The organism is Micromonospora sp. CNZ285, assembly GCF_004637285.1.
Map to the genome: position 1 here is coordinate 6,542,401 of NZ_SPQD01000001.1, position 18,267 is coordinate 6,560,667.

Consider the following 18,267-nt stretch of genomic DNA (forward strand, 5'->3'; position numbering starts at 1 on the left):
AACCGAGAGGGGTCCACCGTGTCCATCGTCCGAAGAGTGCTCGGCGCACTCGCCGTGACGGCCCTGGCCGTCACCGCCGCACCCACCGCCGCCGGTGCGGCGGCGGATCCGGCCGGCGTGCTCCACCTGACCGTCACCAGGCCCGACGGCAGCCCGGCCGGCGCCAACGTCGCCGTGACGGCCGCCGACAACAGCTACGACAAGAACCTCCTGCCGCTCGACGAGTCCGGGCAGCTCAGCGTGGAGGTGCCGGCCGGCGACTACAAGATCGCCGTCACCCCGGTGTACAGCGACGGCCAGGACGACGAGTCGCTGAGGCAGTGGGTGCCGGGCCGGACCAGCTGGGCGCAGGCCGGAACGGTCCGGGTGTCCGCGGGGGACACGACGGAGGTCTCCGAGCGCCTGCTCGTGCCCAGCGGATCGACCCTGCGGGCGCGCGACGCGGTCACCGGCGCCGCGGTCGACGGGCTGTGCGTGTTCGTCGACCCCCGGCGCAATCCGTGCGGCGACGCCCAGGTGGCCGTTCCGCCGCTGATCCCCGGCCCGCAGGAGGTGTGGGTCTACACCCGGGACGACACCCACCTGCCCCGCTACGCCACGGTGAACGTCCTCGCCGACGGCAGCGGCACCGCCGTGGTCGTCCTGACCCCGGCCGCGAACGTGGTCTCCCGGGTGATCGACGCGGCGACCGGCACGCCCGTCGCCGGGGCCTGTGTGACGCCGGCGCCCGCCGCGACCGGCGAGCTTCCCCACAACCCGGGACGGTACTGCTCCGACGCCTCCGGGAACGTCCGCGTCGGCCTGGTCGCGGCCGGGTCCTGGAACCTGTTCGCCCGCCCCGCCGGCGGCTCGGCGTACGGCGCGCAGTGGGTCGGCGCGACCGGCGGCACCGGCGACGCGAAGCAGGCGCGTGTGGTCACCCTCCGGGCCGGGCAGACGGTCACCGTGCCCCCGATCCGGCTCGACCGCGCCGGTGTCGTCACCGGCACCGTGACCAGCGCGGCCACCGGCAGGCCGGCGACCTCCGGCACCGTGACGCTCGCGCCCGAGTCGAGCTTCTTCCCGGACTGGGGAGTGGACCTGGACGCGCAGGGCCGCTACCGGATCGACTGGCTCGGCCCGTACGCCTGGCCGCTGCTGTTCACCACCGCCGACAACGCCACCCAGTGGTCCGGCGGGTTCGCCCTGCGGGGCAAGGCCGTGCCGGTCACGGTCCGGGCCGGCGCCACCACCGTCTACAACCTCGCCGTGCGGCGTGGCGTCCTGGTCACCGGCCGGCTCGTCGACCCGGAGGGCCGCCCGGTGGTCGCCGAGCTGACGGTGCGCAACGCGCGTACCCGTGAGGTCATCGGCTACACGTTGGATCTGGATCGCGACGGCGAGTACGCGCTGCGCGTGCTCGGCCCCCAGCCGGTCACCGTGGCGTGGCTGTGGACGCCGCCCTACGTCAACTACGCCGGCTGGTACGACGGCGCGGCCCGCCCGGCCGACGCCACCGAGGTGGCCCTGCCCGGCACCGGCACCCTGCGGCTCGACGTCGCTGTCGACCGGTTCCCGGCCGGCTGAGCGACACCAGCCGGTCGATCGGCACGGGCCGGGTGGCGTGCGAGCCACCCGGCCCGGCGCCGGTCAGCGCGCCGAGTCCAGCCGGGTCCGCTGCTCGGCGGTCAGCTCCAGGTCGACGGCGGCCAGGCTCTCCTCCAGCTGCGCCACCGACGAGAAACCGACGAGCGGGATCGACGGGATGTCCCCGCCCGTCAGCCAGGCCAACACCACCTGGTTGACGGTGGCACCGGTCTCGGCGGCCACCGCCCGCAACGCCGCCAGCCGGGCCGGGGTGGCGGGCACCACGTACTCCTCGCCGAGCCGCTCCGGCCGGACGTACGCGCCCTTCAGCAGCGGCGAGTACGCGACCAGCGTGAGCTGCGGCTCCGTACGCAGGTAGCTGAGCAGGTCGGGGCCGACCCATCCGACGTCGCCGTCCGGGTCCAGCTCGCTCGGCACGTCCAGCCGCCGGGGCAGGTAGCTGCGGTGGTACTGGAGCACCTCGTACCCGGGCAGGCCGGCCGCGGCGGCGAGCGCGCGGGCCCGCTCCACCCGCCAGGCGCGGTGGTTGCTGGCGCCCAGCAGCCCGACGGTGCCCTCGGCGACCAGCTCGGCGAAGCCCTCCACGGTCTCCCGCAGCGGGATCGTCCGGTCCTCGATGTGGGCGTAGAGCAGGTCGAGCCGCTCGACGCCGAGGCGCTCCCGGCTGCGCTCGGCGGACTCGCGGATCACCTTCGCCGACAGCCCTTCCGGGTTGTCGACGTAGCTGGTGCCGGGGGCGAGCGGACGGGCGCCCAGCTTCGTCGCGATGACCACCTCGTCGCCGATCCCGCGGCTGCGCCGCCAGCGGCCGAGCAGCTCCTCGCTCTCGCCACCCTGGCCCCCGTTGTGCCAGAAGGCGTAGTTGTCCGAGGTGTCGATGAAGGTGCCGCCCGCCTCGACGTACCGGTCGAGGATGGCGAACGAGGTGGCCTCGTCGGTGGCGGTGCCGAACAGCATCGCGCCGAGACTGAGCACGCTGACCTCGCGGCGGGTGGCCGGGTCCGTGCCGATGGTGCGGTAGCGCATGTCTTCCTCCCCGTCGGAGCCTTGCCGGCCACCCTGCCCCTTCGAGTGCGCGCGAAGTCAACAACGGAGGGGCCCCGGGGAGACCCGGGGCCCCTCCGACGCGTGACGCTCAGCTCGGGATGTAGTCGAACTCGTCCGGGTTCGGGCCCGTCCGGCCGGCCTCGCCCCGGTCCAGCGAGGTGAGCCGCTCCATCGCGGTGTCGTCGAGCGTGAAGTCGAAGATCGCGAAGTTCTCCTCGATCCGCTTCGGCGTCGTCGACTTCGGGAAGACGATGTCGCCGCGCTGCACGTGCCAGCGCAGCACCACCTGGGCCGGGGTCCGGCCGACCTGCTCGGCCACGTCGACGACTGTCGGGTCGTCGAGCACCTTGCCCTGCGCGATCGGCGACCACGCCTCGGTGAGGATGCCATGCGCCTTGTCGTACGCCCGCACCTCCTCGTTGCCGAGGTAGGGGTGCGCCTCGATCTGGTTGACCGCCGGCACCACGTCCGCCTCGGCGGCCAGCCGCTCCAGGTGCGCTACCTGGAAGTTGGACACGCCGATCGACCGGACCGTGCCCGCGTCACGCAGCTCCTCCAGCACCTTCCAGGTGGAGACGAAGTCGCCGTCGTAGCGGGTGGGCAGCGGCCAGTGGATCAGGAACAGATCGAGGTAGTCGAACTTCAGCTCCCGCAGCGACTGTTCGAACGCCTTGCGGGCGTCGTCCGGTCGGTGGAAGCCGTTGTTCAGCTTGCTGGTGACGAAGACCTCGCCGCGGTCCAGCCCGGAGGCGCGCAGCGCCTGACCCACCTCGGCCTCGTTGCCGTACATCTGGGCGGTGTCGATGTGCCGGTAGCCGACCTCCAGCGCGGTGCCGACGGCCCGGACGGTGTCCTTCGGCTCGATCTGGAAGACGCCGAAGCCGAGCTGCGGAATGGTGTTGCCGTCGTTGAGTGCGATGTCCGGAACGCCGTTCTGGGCCATGAGAGCCTCATCTCCGATCGTGCGGTGCCGGGGCGCGTCCGTGCCGACCGCCCCGGCCGTGCCAACCGGATGTCTCTACCCGCTCGCCACGTTTCCTCACGTCGGGGACGAGCGTCAACCCCAGATCGACCGCGCCCACTCGGGGTGGTCGACGAACGGGTTGCGGTTGCCCTGCCAGCGCTCGTGGATGCGCTGGTTGCGGCGCTTCTCGAAGGCGTCCGGCGGATCCTGGTCGTTCCAGGCCAGCAGCTTCGACAGCCGCCCGAGGCGGGGCGCGGAGCCGTTGGAGACCGAGTCGTTGGGTTCCAGGTCCGGCCAGCCGTCGTCGCCCTCGTACCGGATAGCCATGTAGAGGATCATGCGGGCCACGTCGCCCTTCACCGCGTCGCGCGGCTCGAACGAGTCGGCGTCGGTGTAGCAGCCGGGCGCCTCGGCCACCGTGCCGCCGCCCGAGTCGAAGTCCTTGTTGCCGCGCGACGAGTTGACGGACACGTCCTCCGGACGCAGGTGGTGCACGTCGGTGCCGGGACCGGTGGCGGTGCCGAAGTCGCCGTGCGACTTGGCCCAGACGTGCTCCCGGTTCCAGTCGTTCGCGCCGCCGCCGTTGCTCGTCTTGCTCTGCGACCGTCCGCTGTAGAGCAGGACCACGTTCGCCGGGTTGGCCGGGTCCTGGTCGGTGTCCTTGAGCGCGTCCCACACCTGGTCGTAGCTCAGTTTCGTCTGCACCCTGATGATGCCGTGCAGCGCGGTGCGCAGCGCCGGCCCGGTCTTGCCGGCCGCGCTCGCGTAGTACGCGTCCGGCCCGGCGGTGCCGGTCGGGCTCGGGGTCGGCGTGGGACTCGGCGTGGTGCCGCCGCCGAGGCTCATGGCGGTCGGGTTCTTCAGCCCGCCGTGGCTGAAGTACGCGGTGAGCGTGCCGGTGGCTGTCACCTGCCGTCCCCGCAGCGACGGGTTGGTGAGCAGCCCGAAGGCGCTCCGCCAGGCGGCCGTCACCTGCACGTACAGCATCCGGGCGGTGCCGGTCTCGCCGGCCTGGTCGGCGATGGCGATCGCGGTGTCGGCGGTGAAGCCCGAGGTGAGCACCGTGGTGGTGGCGGTGGGCTGGCCGATGACGTAGCCGGTGACGGTGGCCGTCCGGCCGTCCTGGGCGGCGAGGGCCTGCGCCACGGTCAGTGTGGTCGCGGCCGACGCGGCGCCGGTCACGCCGAGCGGGAACGCGACCGCGACGGCCAGCACGACCGCCGCGATCAGCCGCCCGGGTCGCGAGCGGGTGACGCGCTTGATATTCATGATCAGCGATGTTAGTCGGATCGCGGTGAACTGCGGGAGGTCAGCGGGCCAACTTTTCGTCCCGGCCGGCCTCGAACAGCACCGGCCACGGCCGGGCCGCCGGGGCGAGGAGCGCCGGCCCGCCCGGTTCGTCGGGCGCGGCGAGCGTCTCGGTGGCGAGGTGGCCGAACATCGGCGCGGCCGGGTGCGCCGCCCGGATCGGCCAGGCCGCGGAGATCCGCCGGACCAACGGCGTGCCGGTGATCGGTCGCCACGCGACACGTGGTTCCCGGCGGGCCAGCGCGGCGGGCTCGACGGCGACCGCGCCGCCGGCGAGGAGCAGACCGAACAGGAACTCCGGGTTGCGCGCGGGGCGGACCCGGGCCGGGGCGAAACCGTGCTGCCGGCACACGGTCAGCAGATGCTCGTGCCAGCCGGGCGCGGTGGCCGGTGGCGCGGTGACCAGGTCCATGCCGGCCAGATCGGCGAGCGCGATCTCCCGGGGCCGGGTTAGCGGCGAGGCCCGGGGCAGCAGCACACCCACCGGTACGTCCACCGGCTCACCGAAGCGCAGCCCGGCCCCGTCGACCGGATGGTGCAGCAGGCCGACGTCCAGCCGCCCGTCCGCGAGCATCCGGTGCTGCTCGGCGCTCGTCAGTTCGTGCAGGTCGAGGGCGAGCCCGGGCGCGCGGGCCGCAAGCGCGTCGAGCAGCGCGCGCAACGTCACGGCCGGGGTCTCCGGGGGTACGCCGGCGCGCAGCACCCCGAGCGCGCCCCGGCGGACCCGATCGGCGAGGTGACGCAGCCGGCGTTCACCGGCCAGCAGCTCGTCGGCCTCGCCGAGCAGCAACTGGCCTGCGGTGGTGAGGCCGACCTGGCGCTGTGACCTGTCGAACAGGGTGACGCCCAGCTCCCGCTCCAACCGCTGGATCGACTGGCTCAGCGGCGGCTGTGCCATGCCCAGCGTCTCGGCGGCCCGGCCGAAGTGCAGTTCCCGGGCGACCACCACGAAATGCCGCAGGTGCCGCAGCAGGTCCATCCGGGCACCCTAGCGTCGCCGCTGGTTACCGTGTCGGCGTGGATGTGGCGGAACGGGTCGGGGAGATCTTCGGGCGGGCCGGGGTGCGGGGTTGCCTGCACGTCGTGGACGTGGACGACCCGGCCGGCGGTGAGGTGGCGCTGCGCGCCGACGAGCAGATCGTCATCGCCTCCATCTTCAAGATCATGGTGGTGCTGGAGTTCGCCCGGCAGGCGGCCGCCGGCCAGCTCGACCCGACCGAACGGGTGCTCGTCGGTGCCGCCGACCGGCTCGGCGGCTGGGGTGTGGCCGGCTGCGCCGACGACGTGGAGGTCTCCCTGCGCGACCTCGCGTACCTGGCCATGTCGGTGAGCGACAACACGGCGGCCGACCTGCTCCTGCGCCGGATCGGGGCGGACGTGCTGCCGATGCTGGCCGCGGAGCTGGACCTGCCGCGTACCCGGATCGTCGGCGGCCCCCGGCAACTCGTCGAGACGATGCTCTCCGACGTGGGCGCACGCACCGAGGCGGACTTCGCGCGGATCTTCCCCACCCTGTCGCCCGAACGGGTCCGCGCGATGCGGGTCTTCGACCCCGAGCACACCAGCTCCAGCACCGCCCGGGAGCTGACCCGGCTGCTCCGTCTGGTGTGGCGGGACGAGGCCGGCCCGGCGCCCGCGTGCGCCATGGTCCGGGAGCTGATGGCACGGCAGCTCTTCTGGACCCGGCTGGCCGCCGGCTTCCCACCCGGGGTCCGGGTCGCCGGGAAGACCGGCACCCTGCCGGGACTGCATCTCGAAGCCGGCGTCGCGGAGTACCCCGACGGCCGCAGGTACGCGATCGCGGTGGCGGTACGCACCGAACGGCTGGCCGCCCGCCGGATCGACGTGGACCTGGCGATGGGGGAGGCGGCCCGGACCGCCGTCGATTCGCTGCGTTGATCCGGGCCGGACCACCGGCCTGGCCTGCGGTGATATCGGTCCGGATATCGGTCGTTGCGCTCGTCGATCTTGGACATCGACGCCGGCGGGGTGGTGGTCTGGGCCTACCGATCACCGATCCCGAACGGGGAGGACGACACATGCCCGAGAACCAGCCGTCCGGCTACGCCCGCCGTCGACTGCTCCGCGACACCGCGGTCGGCGCCGCCGCCGTCACCACCGCCGGACTCGTCGCCGGCGCCCCGGCCCGCGCCGCCGGGCCGAGCCCCGTCGCCGCGCCGAGCCGCGCCGCCGGCGGTACGCGACGCGGCGGCGCGGTGAGCTTCCGCTGGTGGGGGACCTCCGGCTGGCGGATCGACATGGGGGACCGGACGGTGCTCGTCGATCCGTACCTGAGCCGGTACGACACCGGGCTGTTCCGGAAGCCGTTCAACCCCGACACCCGGCTGACGGTGGCCGCCGACGTGGTCGACCGGCTCGCCGACCGGGCGGAGAACATCTTCGTCACCCACACCCACTGGGACCACTTCAACGACGTGCCGCACATCGCCGCCCGGACCGGTGCCCGGGTCTTCGGCACGCTCACCGCGTACCACCTCGGCCTGGCGTACGGGCTGCCGACCGGGCAACTCGCCCCGGTCAAGGGCGGCGAGGTGCTCGACTTCGACGGGTACACGGTGGAGTTGGTCGGCTCGCTGCACAGCCGGAATCCCACCTGGTCGATGGCCTTCCCTGGGGTGCGGGTCAGCCGGCCGCCCCGTCCGGAGACGATCGCCGACCTGCCCGAGGGCGACACGCTGGCGTACCAGATCCGGATCGACGGCGGCCCGTCCGTGTTCTTCATGGGCGCCAGCGACTTCGACGAGCGCAAACTGAGCGGGCTCGCCCCGGACGTCGCGATGGTCGCCTCCGCCGCCACCACGGCGACCGCCGACTACGTGCCCCGGCTGATGGCCGCGCTGGACCGTCCGAAGGTCGTGGTGCCGGTGCACTGGGACAACTTCGAGACGCCGCTCACCAACCCGCCGACTGTCGCCGACAGCGACCGGGAACGCCTCGACGCCCTCGTCGCCGAGGTGCGCCGGGTCTCGCCGCGCAGCCGCGTGCTGGTGCCCGAGTACCACACCGCCTACCGATTCTGACGGCGCCGATCAGGAGGACGCCAGCCGGGCGTAGACGTCGCCGGAGCGACCGGCCGGGCGGTACGTCTCCAGCAGGCGTACCAGCCCGGCCGCGTCCAGCCACCGGTCACTGGCGAACCGCATGGTCTCCACCGGCGAGTAGTTGTAGCGGTAGCCGCCCGCCGTCGCGCCAAGCCGCTCCACGAGCTCCAACGCGGCCAGCGCGGAGTCGTGCGCGGGCGGCAGGTACTCGAAGGACAGCCCGCGCACCGGACGACTCAGCCCGGCCAGCACGTCGACCTCGAAGCCCTCGACATCGACCTTGCAGAACGCCGGTACGCCGTGCCGCGCGATCAGGTCGTCCAGCGTCACCACCGGCACCTCGACCGACCGGTCCCAGCGGACCCCGGCGAAGCTCGGATCGGCGGTGACCGACTCGATCCACGACGACGACATGGTGGACACCGTCGGCGTCGCGCTGGACAGTTCCAGCCGCGCGCTCCCGGACCGCGCACCGACCGCCGTCGGCTCGATCATCACGTCGGCGTCCCGCCCGAAGCCCAGGCGCAGCACCCGCAGGCAGTCCGGCTGCGGCTCCACCGCGACCACCCGCGCGCCCAGCCGCCGCCAGGTACGCACCCGGCCGCCGACGTGGGCGCCGATGTCGAAGCCGAGGTCGCCGGGGGAGAGGAACTGCCCGTAGAGCTGCCGGGCGCGCCGGTGCTTGGCCGGCTGACCGTGGTAGACGGCCAGGGAACGGGTGATCCCCCAGGCCCGCGCGAGCATCGTCACGACATCCCTAACTGTGAGTGGTGGACTTCGGTCCGAACGCGTGCAGGAACCGGTCGCGGAACGACTCCATCGGCCAGACCGGGGCCTGCGGGCCGGGGTTGAGGCCGTCCTGCCAGCCCCACCCGGCGATGCGGTCGAGCACTGCCGGGTCCTTGGCGACGACGGTGGTCGGCACGTCCTTGCCGGCGCCCTCACCGGTGACCGCCCGGGCCGGCTGGTGGTCGCCGAGGAACACGAGCACCAGGTTCTCGTCACCGTAGCGCTGCACGTAGGAGATGAGCGTGCGCAGCGTGTAGACCACCGACTGCCGGTACGCCTCCCGGGTGCCCTCCGCCGAGCGGTCGGCGCGGGCGGTCCCCTTGTAGACCGAGCCGTCGCCGACGTCGTCCCAGTCCACGAGCGGCGGTACCGGCGTCCACGGGATGTGGCTGGACAGCAGCGGGATCTCGGCCATCACGGGTGCGTGCCCGGGGCCGCGTTCGCGGCGCTGGAACGTCGACAGCGTGTACTGGTCCGGCGGTGAGGAGAAGCTGAACAGCGGCCCCCGGTAGCCGAGTTCCTTCATGCCGTACACCTGGTCGGGGGAGAAGAAGTCGGCCTCCGGCCAGGCCCGGGTGAGCGCCGGCATGACCAGCGTGGTCCGCCAGCCGGCGCGCTTGAACGCGCCGTTGAGGGTCAGGTGGTCGCTGCGCACCAGGTTGGTGTAGCGCAACTGGTTGTCCGCCCGGATGCCGCTCATCAGCGTGGCGTGCGCGAGCCAGCTCCCGCCGCCGGTGGTGGACGAGGTGAGGAACGCGCTGCGGCTGCCGTATCCGGCCGCGCGCAACTGCCGGGTCCCCTCGTCCAGGACGGCGTCCACCTCCGGCGCGAGATCCGGGTCCTCCAGCGCGACCCGGCCGTAGCTCTCCACGAACGTGAACAGCACGTCCTTGCCGCGCAGCGCGGTCAGCAGCTCGTCGCCCGGCACGTTCTGGAACGGGTCGCCGGCGAGCTGCGTGTTCAGCGTCTCCTGGTCGTTGAGGCCCGCCCGTACCTGCCGGGCCCGGTCGTAGAGACCGGCCGCCACCGTGCCGGCGGCGACCGGGACGCCCGGCACGATCTGCGCGCCGAGCACGGCGCAGACCACCCAGGCGGCGGCGAGCGCGGTGGTCGCGCGCGCGGAGACCACCCGGTGGCCGGCCACCACCCGGGCCAGCCGCCGCGCCGACAGCGTCACCAGCAGCGGTACGGCGAGAACGGCGACCACTGTCAGCGCCACCGCACCGACCTCGGCGGCCGGGCCGTACGACTCGGACAGGAACTCCGCGCCCGCGCCGAGGAACGTCCAGTCGGCGATCAGGTCGAAGGGGCGGTCCAGGACCAGCGAGAACCCGAGGTCGGCGGCCTTGAGGACGAGGACCAGGCCGAGCAGCGCGCCGAGGATCGTGGCCACCACCCGGCGGGGACGTGGCGGCAGGACCAGCAGCAGGGCGACGGCGACCAGCCCCTCCACCGGGACGCGCAGGAACGCGCCGGGGCTGAACTCGTTGACGTCGCTCGGCGCGACGAGCGCCACCAGCACGAGCGCGGCGGCCAGCGCGGTGACCGTCGCGGCGAGCAGCCGCCGGGCGCGCGGTCGGCCGGGCGTCGCGGCGCCGTCGTCCCCGGCCACCGCGTCGCCGGGGGCGCGGCCGACCGGGCCGGCGCCGGACGCGGCACTGTCGCCCGGGTCGCTCGCGGCGCGCTCACTCTCGGCCGTCGTGCCGTCGCTCGTGATGCCGTTGTTCGCGGTGCCGTTGTTCGTGGTGCCGTTCGGGGCGTCGTCGCCGTCCGTCCGGCGGGACAGGTCGGTCACGGGCGCCGCCCGCCGACCTCGGCGGGCTCGCGCGCGATCCGCACGCCCGGCGTCCACTCGGAGCGGTGACCGGCGGGCGCGGGGGACACCGGCGCGGCCGGAAGCGCCACCGGACGCCGCCGCGACGGTACGCGGTGCCGCCACAACCAGGCGACGTCACGGCCGAACGACTCGACGAGCATCGCGAGCGCGCCGAGAAGCACCGCGACGGCCGGCAGCCGGGGCAGGACGCCCGCCGCCACCACCGCCAGCGCGATGCCCTGCGTGGCGGCGACCACCTTGCGCCAGTAGCGCGGCGGCAGCGAGCCGCGCATCCACGGCAGCACCCAGCCGGCGGCGACGAAGACGTACCGCATCGCGCCGATCACCAGCACCCAGGCGCCGACCTGGTCGGCGACGTACCCGCAGAGGACCAGGACCAGGAAGGAGTCGACCTCCATGTCGAACCGGGCGCCCAGCGCGCTCACCGTGCCGGTACGCCGGGCCACCTGCCCGTCGACCCAGTCCAGCGACAGCGCCACCGCGCTCAGCACGACGAGCACCGGCACCACGATCGGCTCGCGGAACGAGTCGACTGTCAGCGCGGCCACGCCGCCGGCGAGTGTCGCCCGGGTGAGCGTCACCCAGTCGGCCGGGCCGAGCCGGTCCGCGCCCGAGCGGCGCAGCCCGTATCCGAGCGCCGCGACCATCACCACCCCGAAGAGCAGACCGGCAAGCCAGCCGTACGCGCTCAGGCCGACCGTGCCGGCCAGGGCCGCGAGTACGCCGACCTGGAGAATCGCCCCCGCGAATGGATCAGTTCGAAGTGCGGACACCATGCCTCCGAGGTAGACGTCACGAACACACGTGTGTACGGAGAACATGCCCGAACAGTTCGTTCTGATGCCGGAAACGCGCCAGCGGATGTGGCATGTCATGTCGGCCGGCGGGGCGGCGCGCGGTCAGCGCGCCCGGTCGGCGGTGTCCTCGTCGCGCCGGGCCAGCGCCGAACGGCGGTAGCCGTACAGCGCGTAGACGACCGCGCCGAGCAGGAACCAGACGCCGAACCGCAGCCACGTCACCGGGTCGAGGAACGTGATCAGCCAGATCGAGAACAGCGCGCCGAGCGCCGGCACCACGGGCATGCCGGGCAGCCGGAACGTCCGCGGCGCGTCCGGGCGGCGGTAGCGCAGCACGATCACCGCCACGCACACCACCACGAAGGCCAGCAGGATGCCGATGTTCGTCAGCTCGGCGGCCTGCCGGATCGGCAGGAAACCGGCGATCAGCGCCGAGCCGACGCCGACGATCCAGGTGACCCGGGTCGGTACCCGGCGGACCGGGTGCACCTTGGCGAACCAGCCCGGCAGCAGCCCGTCCCGGCTCATCGAGAACCACACCCGGGTCACGCCGAGCATGAACGTGAACATCACGGTGAGGATGCCGATGATCGCCCCGACCGCGATCACGCTGGCGAGCCCGGAGAGCCCGACCGAGGCGAACGCGGAGGAGAAGCCGCTCTCCGGGTCGATGTCCCGGTAGTTCTGCATGCCGGTGAGCACCAGCGTGGCCAGCACGTACAGCACCATCGAGATGACCAGCGACCAGATGATCGCCTTCGGCATGTGCCGGCGGGCGTCGCGCGACTCCTCGGCGGCGGTGCTCATCGCGTCGTACCCGAAGACCGCGAAGAAGACGGTGGCCGCGCCGGTGATCGCGCCGCCGACGCCGAACGGGAAGAACGGCGAGTAGTTGGCCGTCTTCACGTGGAAGAAGCCGACCACGATGACCAGCAGCACGACGGCGACCTTGAGGCCCACCACGAACGTCTCGAACCGGGCGGCGGCCTTGATGCCGCGGGTCAGCAGGAACGCGATGAGCAGGCAGAGCACCACCGCGAACAGGTCCACCCGGTGCCCGTCGCCGGTGCCCGGCGCGCCGAGCATCCAGGCCGGCAGGTCCGCGCCCAGTTCGTTGACGAGGAAGCCGAAGTAGCCGGAGATGCCGATGGCCACGACGGCGACGATCGCCGTGTACTCCAGCAGCAGGTCCCAGCCGATGAACCAGCCGACCGCCTCACCGAGCACCGCGTACCCGTAGGTGTAGGCCGAGCCGGCCCGGGGGATCATGCCGGCGAACTCCGCGTACGACAGCGCGGCGGCGGCGCTGGCCAGACCGGCGATCAGGAACGACACCAGCACGGCCGGGCCGGCGGTCTCGTTCGCCACCGCCCCGGCCAGCGCGAAGATGCCCGCGCCGATGATGCCGCCGACCCCGATCGCGGTGAGCTGCCACAACCCCAGTTCGCGGGAGAGGCCCGCGTCGGTCTCGTCGGCGATCTGCTCGACCGGCTTGCGCCGGAAGATCCCCTGTCCCACGGCCATGCCGGTCCCTCCCGTCGCACCGACGTACTCCGGCCGGGCCGCCGCCGTCCGGCGAGCCCGCACCCGCATGGACGAACGTAGATCCTCGGCGCGAAGATCGCAGCGCGACGGCGGCGGTCAGCCCGGCGGCGGGCCGGCCACCAGCCGCCAGTACTGCCGTTTGCCCTCGTCGCGGACCACGACGCCGAGCCGGGCCAGCTCCCCGTGCAGCTCCCGGGTCTCGGCGTCGTGGCTGCCGTCGAGCGCCCGCTGCCGGGCGCGCAGCAGGGCGTCCGCGCCGGGCGGCAGGCCGGGCAGCCCTTCCACCCACCGCCGGTACGCGTCCCGGTGCGGGTCCTGCCCGGTCCACGGCCAGCCCTGCCTGGTGAACGCCTCCCGCAGCCGCCCGGTGTCCAGGTCGGACTTCTCCCGGGCCAGCTCGCCACCGGCGGTGTCCAGCAGCACCAGTGCCTTGCCGTCGACGAACACCCCCGCCACGTCGGCGCGGGCCAGGTCCCGGCCGTGCCCGTCGCGGTGCAGCCGTACCGTCCGGTGCCCGACCGTGACGGTCAGCCGCTCGCGGACCGCCACCACCGCCAGGAACAGGCCGCCGAGCAGGCCCACCCCGGCCCCGATCGGGTACGACCGCTCGTCCGGCCACCGGGCGAGCAGCTCGAACAGGCCCTGGAACGGGAACCAGGCCAGCCCGGCGATCCAGCCGGACAGCGCGGTCAGCCCGGCGCCCAGCCCCGCCCCGAGCAGCGGGAACCCCGCCCACATCAGCACCAGCTCGCCGCGTCCGCCGTCGACCACGACGTCCTCGCCGGGTTGCCAGGCGGCCACTGTCAGGACACCTCCCGGCGCATGGTGCGGACCAGGCCGGCGACCAGCGGCAGGAGCACCCACACGGCGAGCGAGACGCCGAGCCGGCCCCACTGCCCGCCGGTCATCTCGGCGCCGAGCAGCGGCTCCATCGTGTACGAGGTGTCCAGCCAGCGGGCCGGCTCACGCAGCGCGGAGATCATCGCGGCGAGCAGGCTCCATACGGTGGGCAGCAGCAGGTAGGTGACGATCGCCAGCGGCGTGTTCAGCAGCAGCAGGCCGAAGGCGGCGCCCATCAGCACGCTCGCCACCTGGAACACGGCCGCGTGCGGCAGCAGTCGCCAGTCGAACGTCCAGGCGCCCGCCCCGCCGGTGGCGCGTGCGGCGAGCGTGCCGACGGCGGCGACGGCCAGGCTGACCAGCACCGAGGCGAGCGCGGCGAGCACCACCGCGGCGAGTTTGGCGACGATCACCCGTTCCCGGCGGGGCACCAGCGCGAACGTGGTGAGCGCGCTGCGCTGCGACCACTCGCCGGTGATGGAGAGGATGCCGAGCACCGGAAGCAGCAGTCCGACCGGCAGCAGCGACGGGGTGAAGAAGGCGGTGAACGTCTGGTCCGGCGCGTCGACGACGAACAGTTGCACCACCACGATCGCGGCCGCGATCAGCCCGATCGTGATCAGCAGCCAGCGTCCGGCCCGGGTGTCGGCGAGCTTGCGCAGCTCCACGGCGGTCAGCCGGGCCAGCGAGGGACCGGCGACGTCCGGCTCGTGCCGCGGCGGGGCGGTCGGAACGGCAGTGGTGGTCATCGGACGGCCTCCTTGGTCGACGCGCCGGCGGTGAGGGTGAGGAAGAGCTGTTCCAGGCCGCCGCTGCCGGCGGGGCGCAGCTCGGTGAGGACCAGTCCGGCGTCCGCCGCGGCCTGGCCGACCTGGCCCGGCTCGGCCCGGACGACGAAGCCGCCGTCGGTGCCGGCGGTGGCGGGCAGCGCGGCCCGGTCCAGCGTCAGACGCAGGGCGTGCGCGTCGCGGGCGCGGACGAGCGTGCCGGCGCCGGCGAGCAGCTCGTCCTTGCCGCCCTGGGCGACCACCCGGCCGCCGCCGATCACCACCAGCCGGTCGGCCACCGCCTCCACCTCGCGCAGCAGGTGCGAGGAGAGCAGCACCGTGCCGCCCCGGTCGGCGAAGTCGCGCAGCAGGCCGCGCATCCAGAAGATCCCCTCCGGGTCGAGGCCGTTGGCCGGCTCGTCCAGGATCAGGACCCGGGGGTCGCCCAGCAGCGCCAGCGCCAGGCCGAGCCGCTGCCGCATGCCCAGGGAGTACGCGCCGACGCGGCGCCGGGCCGCGGTGTCGTTCAGCCCGACCTGGTCGAGTACCGCCGCCACCCGCCCCCGGTCCACGCCCATGGTCCGGGCGGCGAGCGTGAGCGTCTCCCGCCCGGTGCGCCCGGTGTGCTGCGCCGAGGCGTCGAGCAGCACGCCGATCTCCCGTCCCGGATTGGGCAGGTGCCGGTACGGGCGGCCGCCGACTGTGGCGTCGCCCGAGGTGGGCGGCGTCATCCCGCAGATCATCCGCATCGTGGTGGACTTTCCGGCACCGTTCGGCCCGAGGAAACCGGTCACCGACCCCGGTTCGCACCGGAACGTGACGTCCTCGACGGCGGTGTGCGGGCCGTACCGCTTGGTGAGCTGGTCGACTTCGATCATGCCGTCGAGCCTGCCGGGGCCACCCGGTCACGCGCTGCGGCCGGCGGTCTGCGCCGCCGTCGACCTCGGTTCACCGCAGGCGTCGACTTTGGTAGCTGGTAGCCGGTCCGGAGGGCTTCCTAGCATGGACGGGTGACCAGCGCCGCCGTACCCGATCATCCCTGGCTCCTGCCGGGGTCCCTGGTGCCCGCCCGAGCCGCCCGGCGGACGCCGCGGGACTGGTTCGTGGACGGCGTGCTGTTCGTGGCCTCGCTGCTCTGGGTGCTGATCGCGCACGGCGACGTGACCAGCGCCACCCCGGAGTTCGGCCTCAACGCCGGTCCGGCCTGGCTGGAGGAGGCCGACCTGCTCATCGGCCTGCTCGTCAGCGGCGCGCTCTGGCTGCGCCGCCGCTGGCCGGTCGGGCTGGCGCTGGCCACCGCGCCGCTCGTGTTCTTCTCGGTCACCTCCGGTGTCGCGCTGCTCGTCATCACGTTCACCGTGCTCGTGCACCGGCCGCTGCCGGTGGGTTTGGCCCTGGCGGCCTGGAACGTGCTGAGCCTGCCTGTCTACCTCGCCGTGCGGCCCGACCCGACGATGCCGTTCTGGGGCTCCGTGATCTGGACCGCGCTGTTCATCGGCGTGGTGGTGGCGTGGGCGCTGTTCGTCAGGGCCCGCCGTCAGCTGGTGCTGTCCCTGCGGGACCGGGCCGAGCGGGCCGAGGCCGAGCAGCAGCTCCGGCTCGACCAGGCCCGGCAGCTCGAACGCGGCCGGATCGCCCGGGAGATGCACGACGTGCTCGCCCACCGGATCTCCCTGCTCAGCCTGCACGCGGGCGCGCTGGAGTTCCGGCCGGACGCGCCGCCGGAGGAGGTGGCGCGGGCGGCCGGGGTGATCCGGGCCAGCGCGCACGCCGCGCTCCAGGACCTGCGCGAGGTGATCGGCGTGCTGCGGGCCGAGGTCGGCTCCGAGGCCACGCCGGAACGGCCGCAGCCCACGCTGGCCGACGTGCCGGCGCTGGTCGCCGAGAGCCGCGACGCCGGGGTACGGGTCACAGTGGTCGACGAGGTGATCGAGCCGGAGGCGGTGCCCGCGGCGATCGGGCGCAGCGCGTACCGGATCGTGCAGGAGGGGCTGACGAACGCCCGCAAGCACGCGCCCGGCGCGGTGGTGACGGTCCGGCTCGCCGGCGGCCCCGGGGACGGGCTGGCGGTGGAGATCCACAACCCGTGGCCGGTCGGCGCGTCGCCCACCGCCATTCCCGGCGCCGGCACCGGGCTGGTCGGCATCGCGGAACGGGTCACGCTCGCCGGTGGCCGCCTCGAACACGGGCGGGACGCCGACGGCGGGTTCCGGCTGACCGCCTGGCTGCCCTGGGCGGCGGCTCAGTGAGCGCGCCGGTGCGGGTGCTCATCGTCGACGACGACCCGCTGGTCCGCGGCGCGCTGTCGATGATCCTCGGCGGCGTACCCGACCTGGCGGTGGTCGGCGAGGCCACCGACGGCGCCGAGGTGCCGGCGGCGGTCGCCGCGTACGCCCCGGACGTGGTGCTGATGGACATCCGCATGCCCCGGGTCGACGGGCTGGCCGCCACCGAGGCGCTGCGTGCCACCGCGGAGCCGCCCGAGGTGCTGGTGCTCACCACGTTCGACGCCGACGAGCAGGTGCTGCGGGCGCTGCGCGCCGGGGCGAGCGGCTTCCTGCTCAAGGACACCCCGCCGGCCGAGATCGTGGCGGCGGTACGCCGGGTCGCGGCGGGGGAGGCGACGCTGTCCCCGGCGGTGACCCGCAAGCTCATCGCGCACGTCACCGGCACCGCGCCGGTGGCGAGCCCGGACCCGAAGCGGGAGCGGGCGGTACGGCTGCTCGACGGGCTCTCCGAGCGGGAGCGGGAGGTCGCGGTGCTGCTCGGCCGGGGCCGGACCAACGCGGAGATCTCCGCCGAGCTGTTCATGAGCGTGGCGACGGTGAAGGCGTACGTGTCGCGCCTGCTCACGAAGCTCGACCTGAACAACCGCGTGCAGGTGGCCCTGCTGGTCCAGGACGCCGGCCTGGTCTGACTCGCCGCGTGGCGGGATTGAACTGCTGCCGTTTCCCGGCCGTACCAGTGGGCGAGGATGTGGTGCGGCCGTTCCGCCGCACCGCTGCCGAGCTGCGGGAGGCCTGCCGTGCGAGTTGGTGAGCAGTCGACGGATCCCATCGACCAGATCCTGGGCGAGGTGCCGGTACCGGCGCCGTTGACCCCCGAGGACGTCCGCCTCGCGGTCCGGGCGGTGGTGGTGCACGCCGCCGAGGAGTGGCCCGCGGGGCCGAAGTGCCGCAACGACGGGTCGTCGTTCCCCTGCCGGTTGCATCGCTGGGGCCGGCGCGTGCTGGAGACACACGGTCTCAACGACCGTCAGATCGACGCGCTGATCCGGCACGGCAACCCGTTCGTGCACGTGCCCTTCCCGTTCGTGCTGACCGGGCCGTCCGGCGCCCGTCCGGCCCCGGGGCAGGTGGCCCGCCAGGCCGGACAGGTGACGCGGCAGGGCGTACCCGGTCAGGTGGCCCGTCCCGCCGCCGCGGCCCAGGCGGCGCGCGGCCCGGTCCCGCGGGTCGTCGCGCCGCCGGTGCGGCCCGGCCTGCGGCCCGTCGCCGGGCGGTCGGCTCCCGCCCGGCCCCGCTGGCCCCGGGCGAGCTGACCCCGCCACCAGGCCCCGGGCGATCCGACCCGTCGCCCGGTCCGGGCGAGGTGACGCCACGCCTCGCCCGCTCCCCGGGCCGGCTCTCCCGGTCCGGGTGAGCCGACGCCCGGCGCCCTGGTTCCGGTCGTGCCGACGCCCCGTCGCGGAGCGGCGTCGGTCGTGCCGGAGCATGCCGACGGC

17 protein-coding genes are annotated in these 18,267 nt (G+C 74.0%); 6 read left to right on the forward strand and 11 right to left on the reverse strand.

The genetic code is table 11. The features are described 5' to 3' along the window. Positions 1 to 36: 36 nt before the first annotated feature. Complete coding sequence (locus tag CLT75_RS30360) at positions 37 to 1,566, forward strand: hypothetical protein (RefSeq protein WP_167796986.1); 1,530 nt, start codon at positions 37 to 39, stop codon at positions 1,564 to 1,566. Between the two features lie 63 nt (positions 1,567 to 1,629). On the opposite strand, the gene CLT75_RS30365 is transcribed toward CLT75_RS30360, so the two are convergent. The 4 genes from CLT75_RS30365 to CLT75_RS30380 form a co-directional block, all read right to left on the reverse strand. Next, a complete protein-coding gene (locus CLT75_RS30365) occupies positions 1,630 to 2,613 on the reverse strand; it encodes an aldo/keto reductase (RefSeq protein WP_135243527.1) in 984 nt (327 codons plus the stop codon). A gap of 109 nt (positions 2,614 to 2,722) precedes the next feature. Next, positions 2,723 to 3,577, reverse strand: a complete 855-nt coding sequence (locus CLT75_RS30370) for an aldo/keto reductase family protein (RefSeq protein WP_135243528.1) — start codon at positions 3,575 to 3,577, stop codon at positions 2,723 to 2,725. Positions 3,578 to 3,691: 114 nt separating this feature from the next. Then, the gene (locus CLT75_RS30375) at positions 3,692 to 4,867 is read right to left on the reverse strand and encodes an endonuclease (protein WP_135243529.1); all 1,176 of its coding nucleotides are present in this window, start codon (positions 4,865 to 4,867) and stop codon (positions 3,692 to 3,694) included. Between the two features lie 40 nt (positions 4,868 to 4,907). Then, positions 4,908 to 5,885: a LysR substrate-binding domain-containing protein gene (locus CLT75_RS30380; protein ID WP_135243530.1), complete on the reverse strand. Its 978-nt coding sequence runs from the start codon at positions 5,883 to 5,885 to the stop codon at positions 4,908 to 4,910. Positions 5,886 to 5,923: 38 nt separating this feature from the next. On the opposite strand from CLT75_RS30380, the gene CLT75_RS30385 reads away from it, so the two are divergent. Together CLT75_RS30385 and CLT75_RS30390 are read left to right on the forward strand one after the other, a co-directional pair. Continuing rightward, a complete protein-coding gene (locus tag CLT75_RS30385; protein ID WP_135243531.1) occupies positions 5,924 to 6,805 on the forward strand; it encodes a serine hydrolase in 882 nt (293 codons plus the stop codon). A gap of 140 nt (positions 6,806 to 6,945) precedes the next feature. Next, positions 6,946 to 7,947 (forward strand): MBL fold metallo-hydrolase, encoded by a 1,002-nt coding sequence (locus CLT75_RS30390; protein WP_135243532.1) that lies wholly within the window; start codon positions 6,946 to 6,948, stop codon positions 7,945 to 7,947. Between the two features lie 9 nt (positions 7,948 to 7,956). On the opposite strand, the gene CLT75_RS30395 is transcribed toward CLT75_RS30390, so the two are convergent. From CLT75_RS30395 to CLT75_RS30425, 7 genes are all read right to left on the reverse strand, one after another. Then, positions 7,957 to 8,712, reverse strand: a complete 756-nt coding sequence (locus tag CLT75_RS30395) for an FkbM family methyltransferase (RefSeq protein ID WP_135244192.1) — start codon at positions 8,710 to 8,712, stop codon at positions 7,957 to 7,959. Positions 8,713 to 8,725: 13 nt separating this feature from the next. Further along, entirely contained in the window at positions 8,726 to 10,552 is a 1,827-nt protein-coding gene (locus CLT75_RS30400; RefSeq protein WP_135243533.1) for an alkaline phosphatase family protein, read from the reverse strand. Further along, positions 10,549 to 11,370: a CDP-alcohol phosphatidyltransferase family protein gene (locus CLT75_RS30405; RefSeq protein WP_486485304.1), complete on the reverse strand. Its 822-nt coding sequence runs from the start codon at positions 11,368 to 11,370 to the stop codon at positions 10,549 to 10,551. The genes CLT75_RS30400 and CLT75_RS30405 overlap by 4 nt, the downstream gene beginning before the upstream one ends. Positions 11,371 to 11,493: 123 nt before the next feature. Beyond that, a complete protein-coding gene (locus CLT75_RS30410; protein ID WP_135243535.1) occupies positions 11,494 to 12,915 on the reverse strand; it encodes an amino acid permease in 1,422 nt (473 codons plus the stop codon). A 117-nt stretch (positions 12,916 to 13,032) separates the two neighbouring features. Then, the gene (locus CLT75_RS30415) at positions 13,033 to 13,737 is read right to left on the reverse strand and encodes a YqeB family protein (RefSeq protein ID WP_135243536.1); all 705 of its coding nucleotides are present in this window, start codon (positions 13,735 to 13,737) and stop codon (positions 13,033 to 13,035) included. Between the two features lie 2 nt (positions 13,738 to 13,739). Continuing rightward, positions 13,740 to 14,525, reverse strand: coding sequence for an ABC transporter permease (locus CLT75_RS30420; RefSeq protein ID WP_135243537.1), 786 nt, complete (start codon positions 14,523 to 14,525; stop codon positions 13,740 to 13,742). Further along, the gene (locus CLT75_RS30425) at positions 14,522 to 15,421 is read right to left on the reverse strand and encodes an ATP-binding cassette domain-containing protein (protein ID WP_135243538.1); all 900 of its coding nucleotides are present in this window, start codon (positions 15,419 to 15,421) and stop codon (positions 14,522 to 14,524) included. Before CLT75_RS30425 ends, CLT75_RS30420 begins: the two co-directional genes overlap by 4 nt. Before the next feature lie 132 nt (positions 15,422 to 15,553). Between CLT75_RS30425 and CLT75_RS30430 the strand changes: the two genes are divergently transcribed. The 3 genes from CLT75_RS30430 (at position 15,554) to CLT75_RS30440 (ending at position 18,084) form a co-directional block, all read left to right on the forward strand. Next, the gene (locus CLT75_RS30430; RefSeq protein WP_135243539.1) at positions 15,554 to 16,792 is read left to right on the forward strand and encodes a histidine kinase; all 1,239 of its coding nucleotides are present in this window, start codon (positions 15,554 to 15,556) and stop codon (positions 16,790 to 16,792) included. Further along, positions 16,789 to 17,460, forward strand: coding sequence for a response regulator (locus CLT75_RS30435; protein ID WP_135243540.1), 672 nt, complete (start codon positions 16,789 to 16,791; stop codon positions 17,458 to 17,460). The genes CLT75_RS30430 and CLT75_RS30435 overlap by 4 nt, the downstream gene beginning before the upstream one ends. Before the next feature lie 108 nt (positions 17,461 to 17,568). After that, positions 17,569 to 18,084, forward strand: a complete 516-nt coding sequence (locus CLT75_RS30440) for a hypothetical protein (RefSeq protein ID WP_135243541.1) — start codon at positions 17,569 to 17,571, stop codon at positions 18,082 to 18,084. Positions 18,085 to 18,267 lie beyond the last annotated feature (183 nt).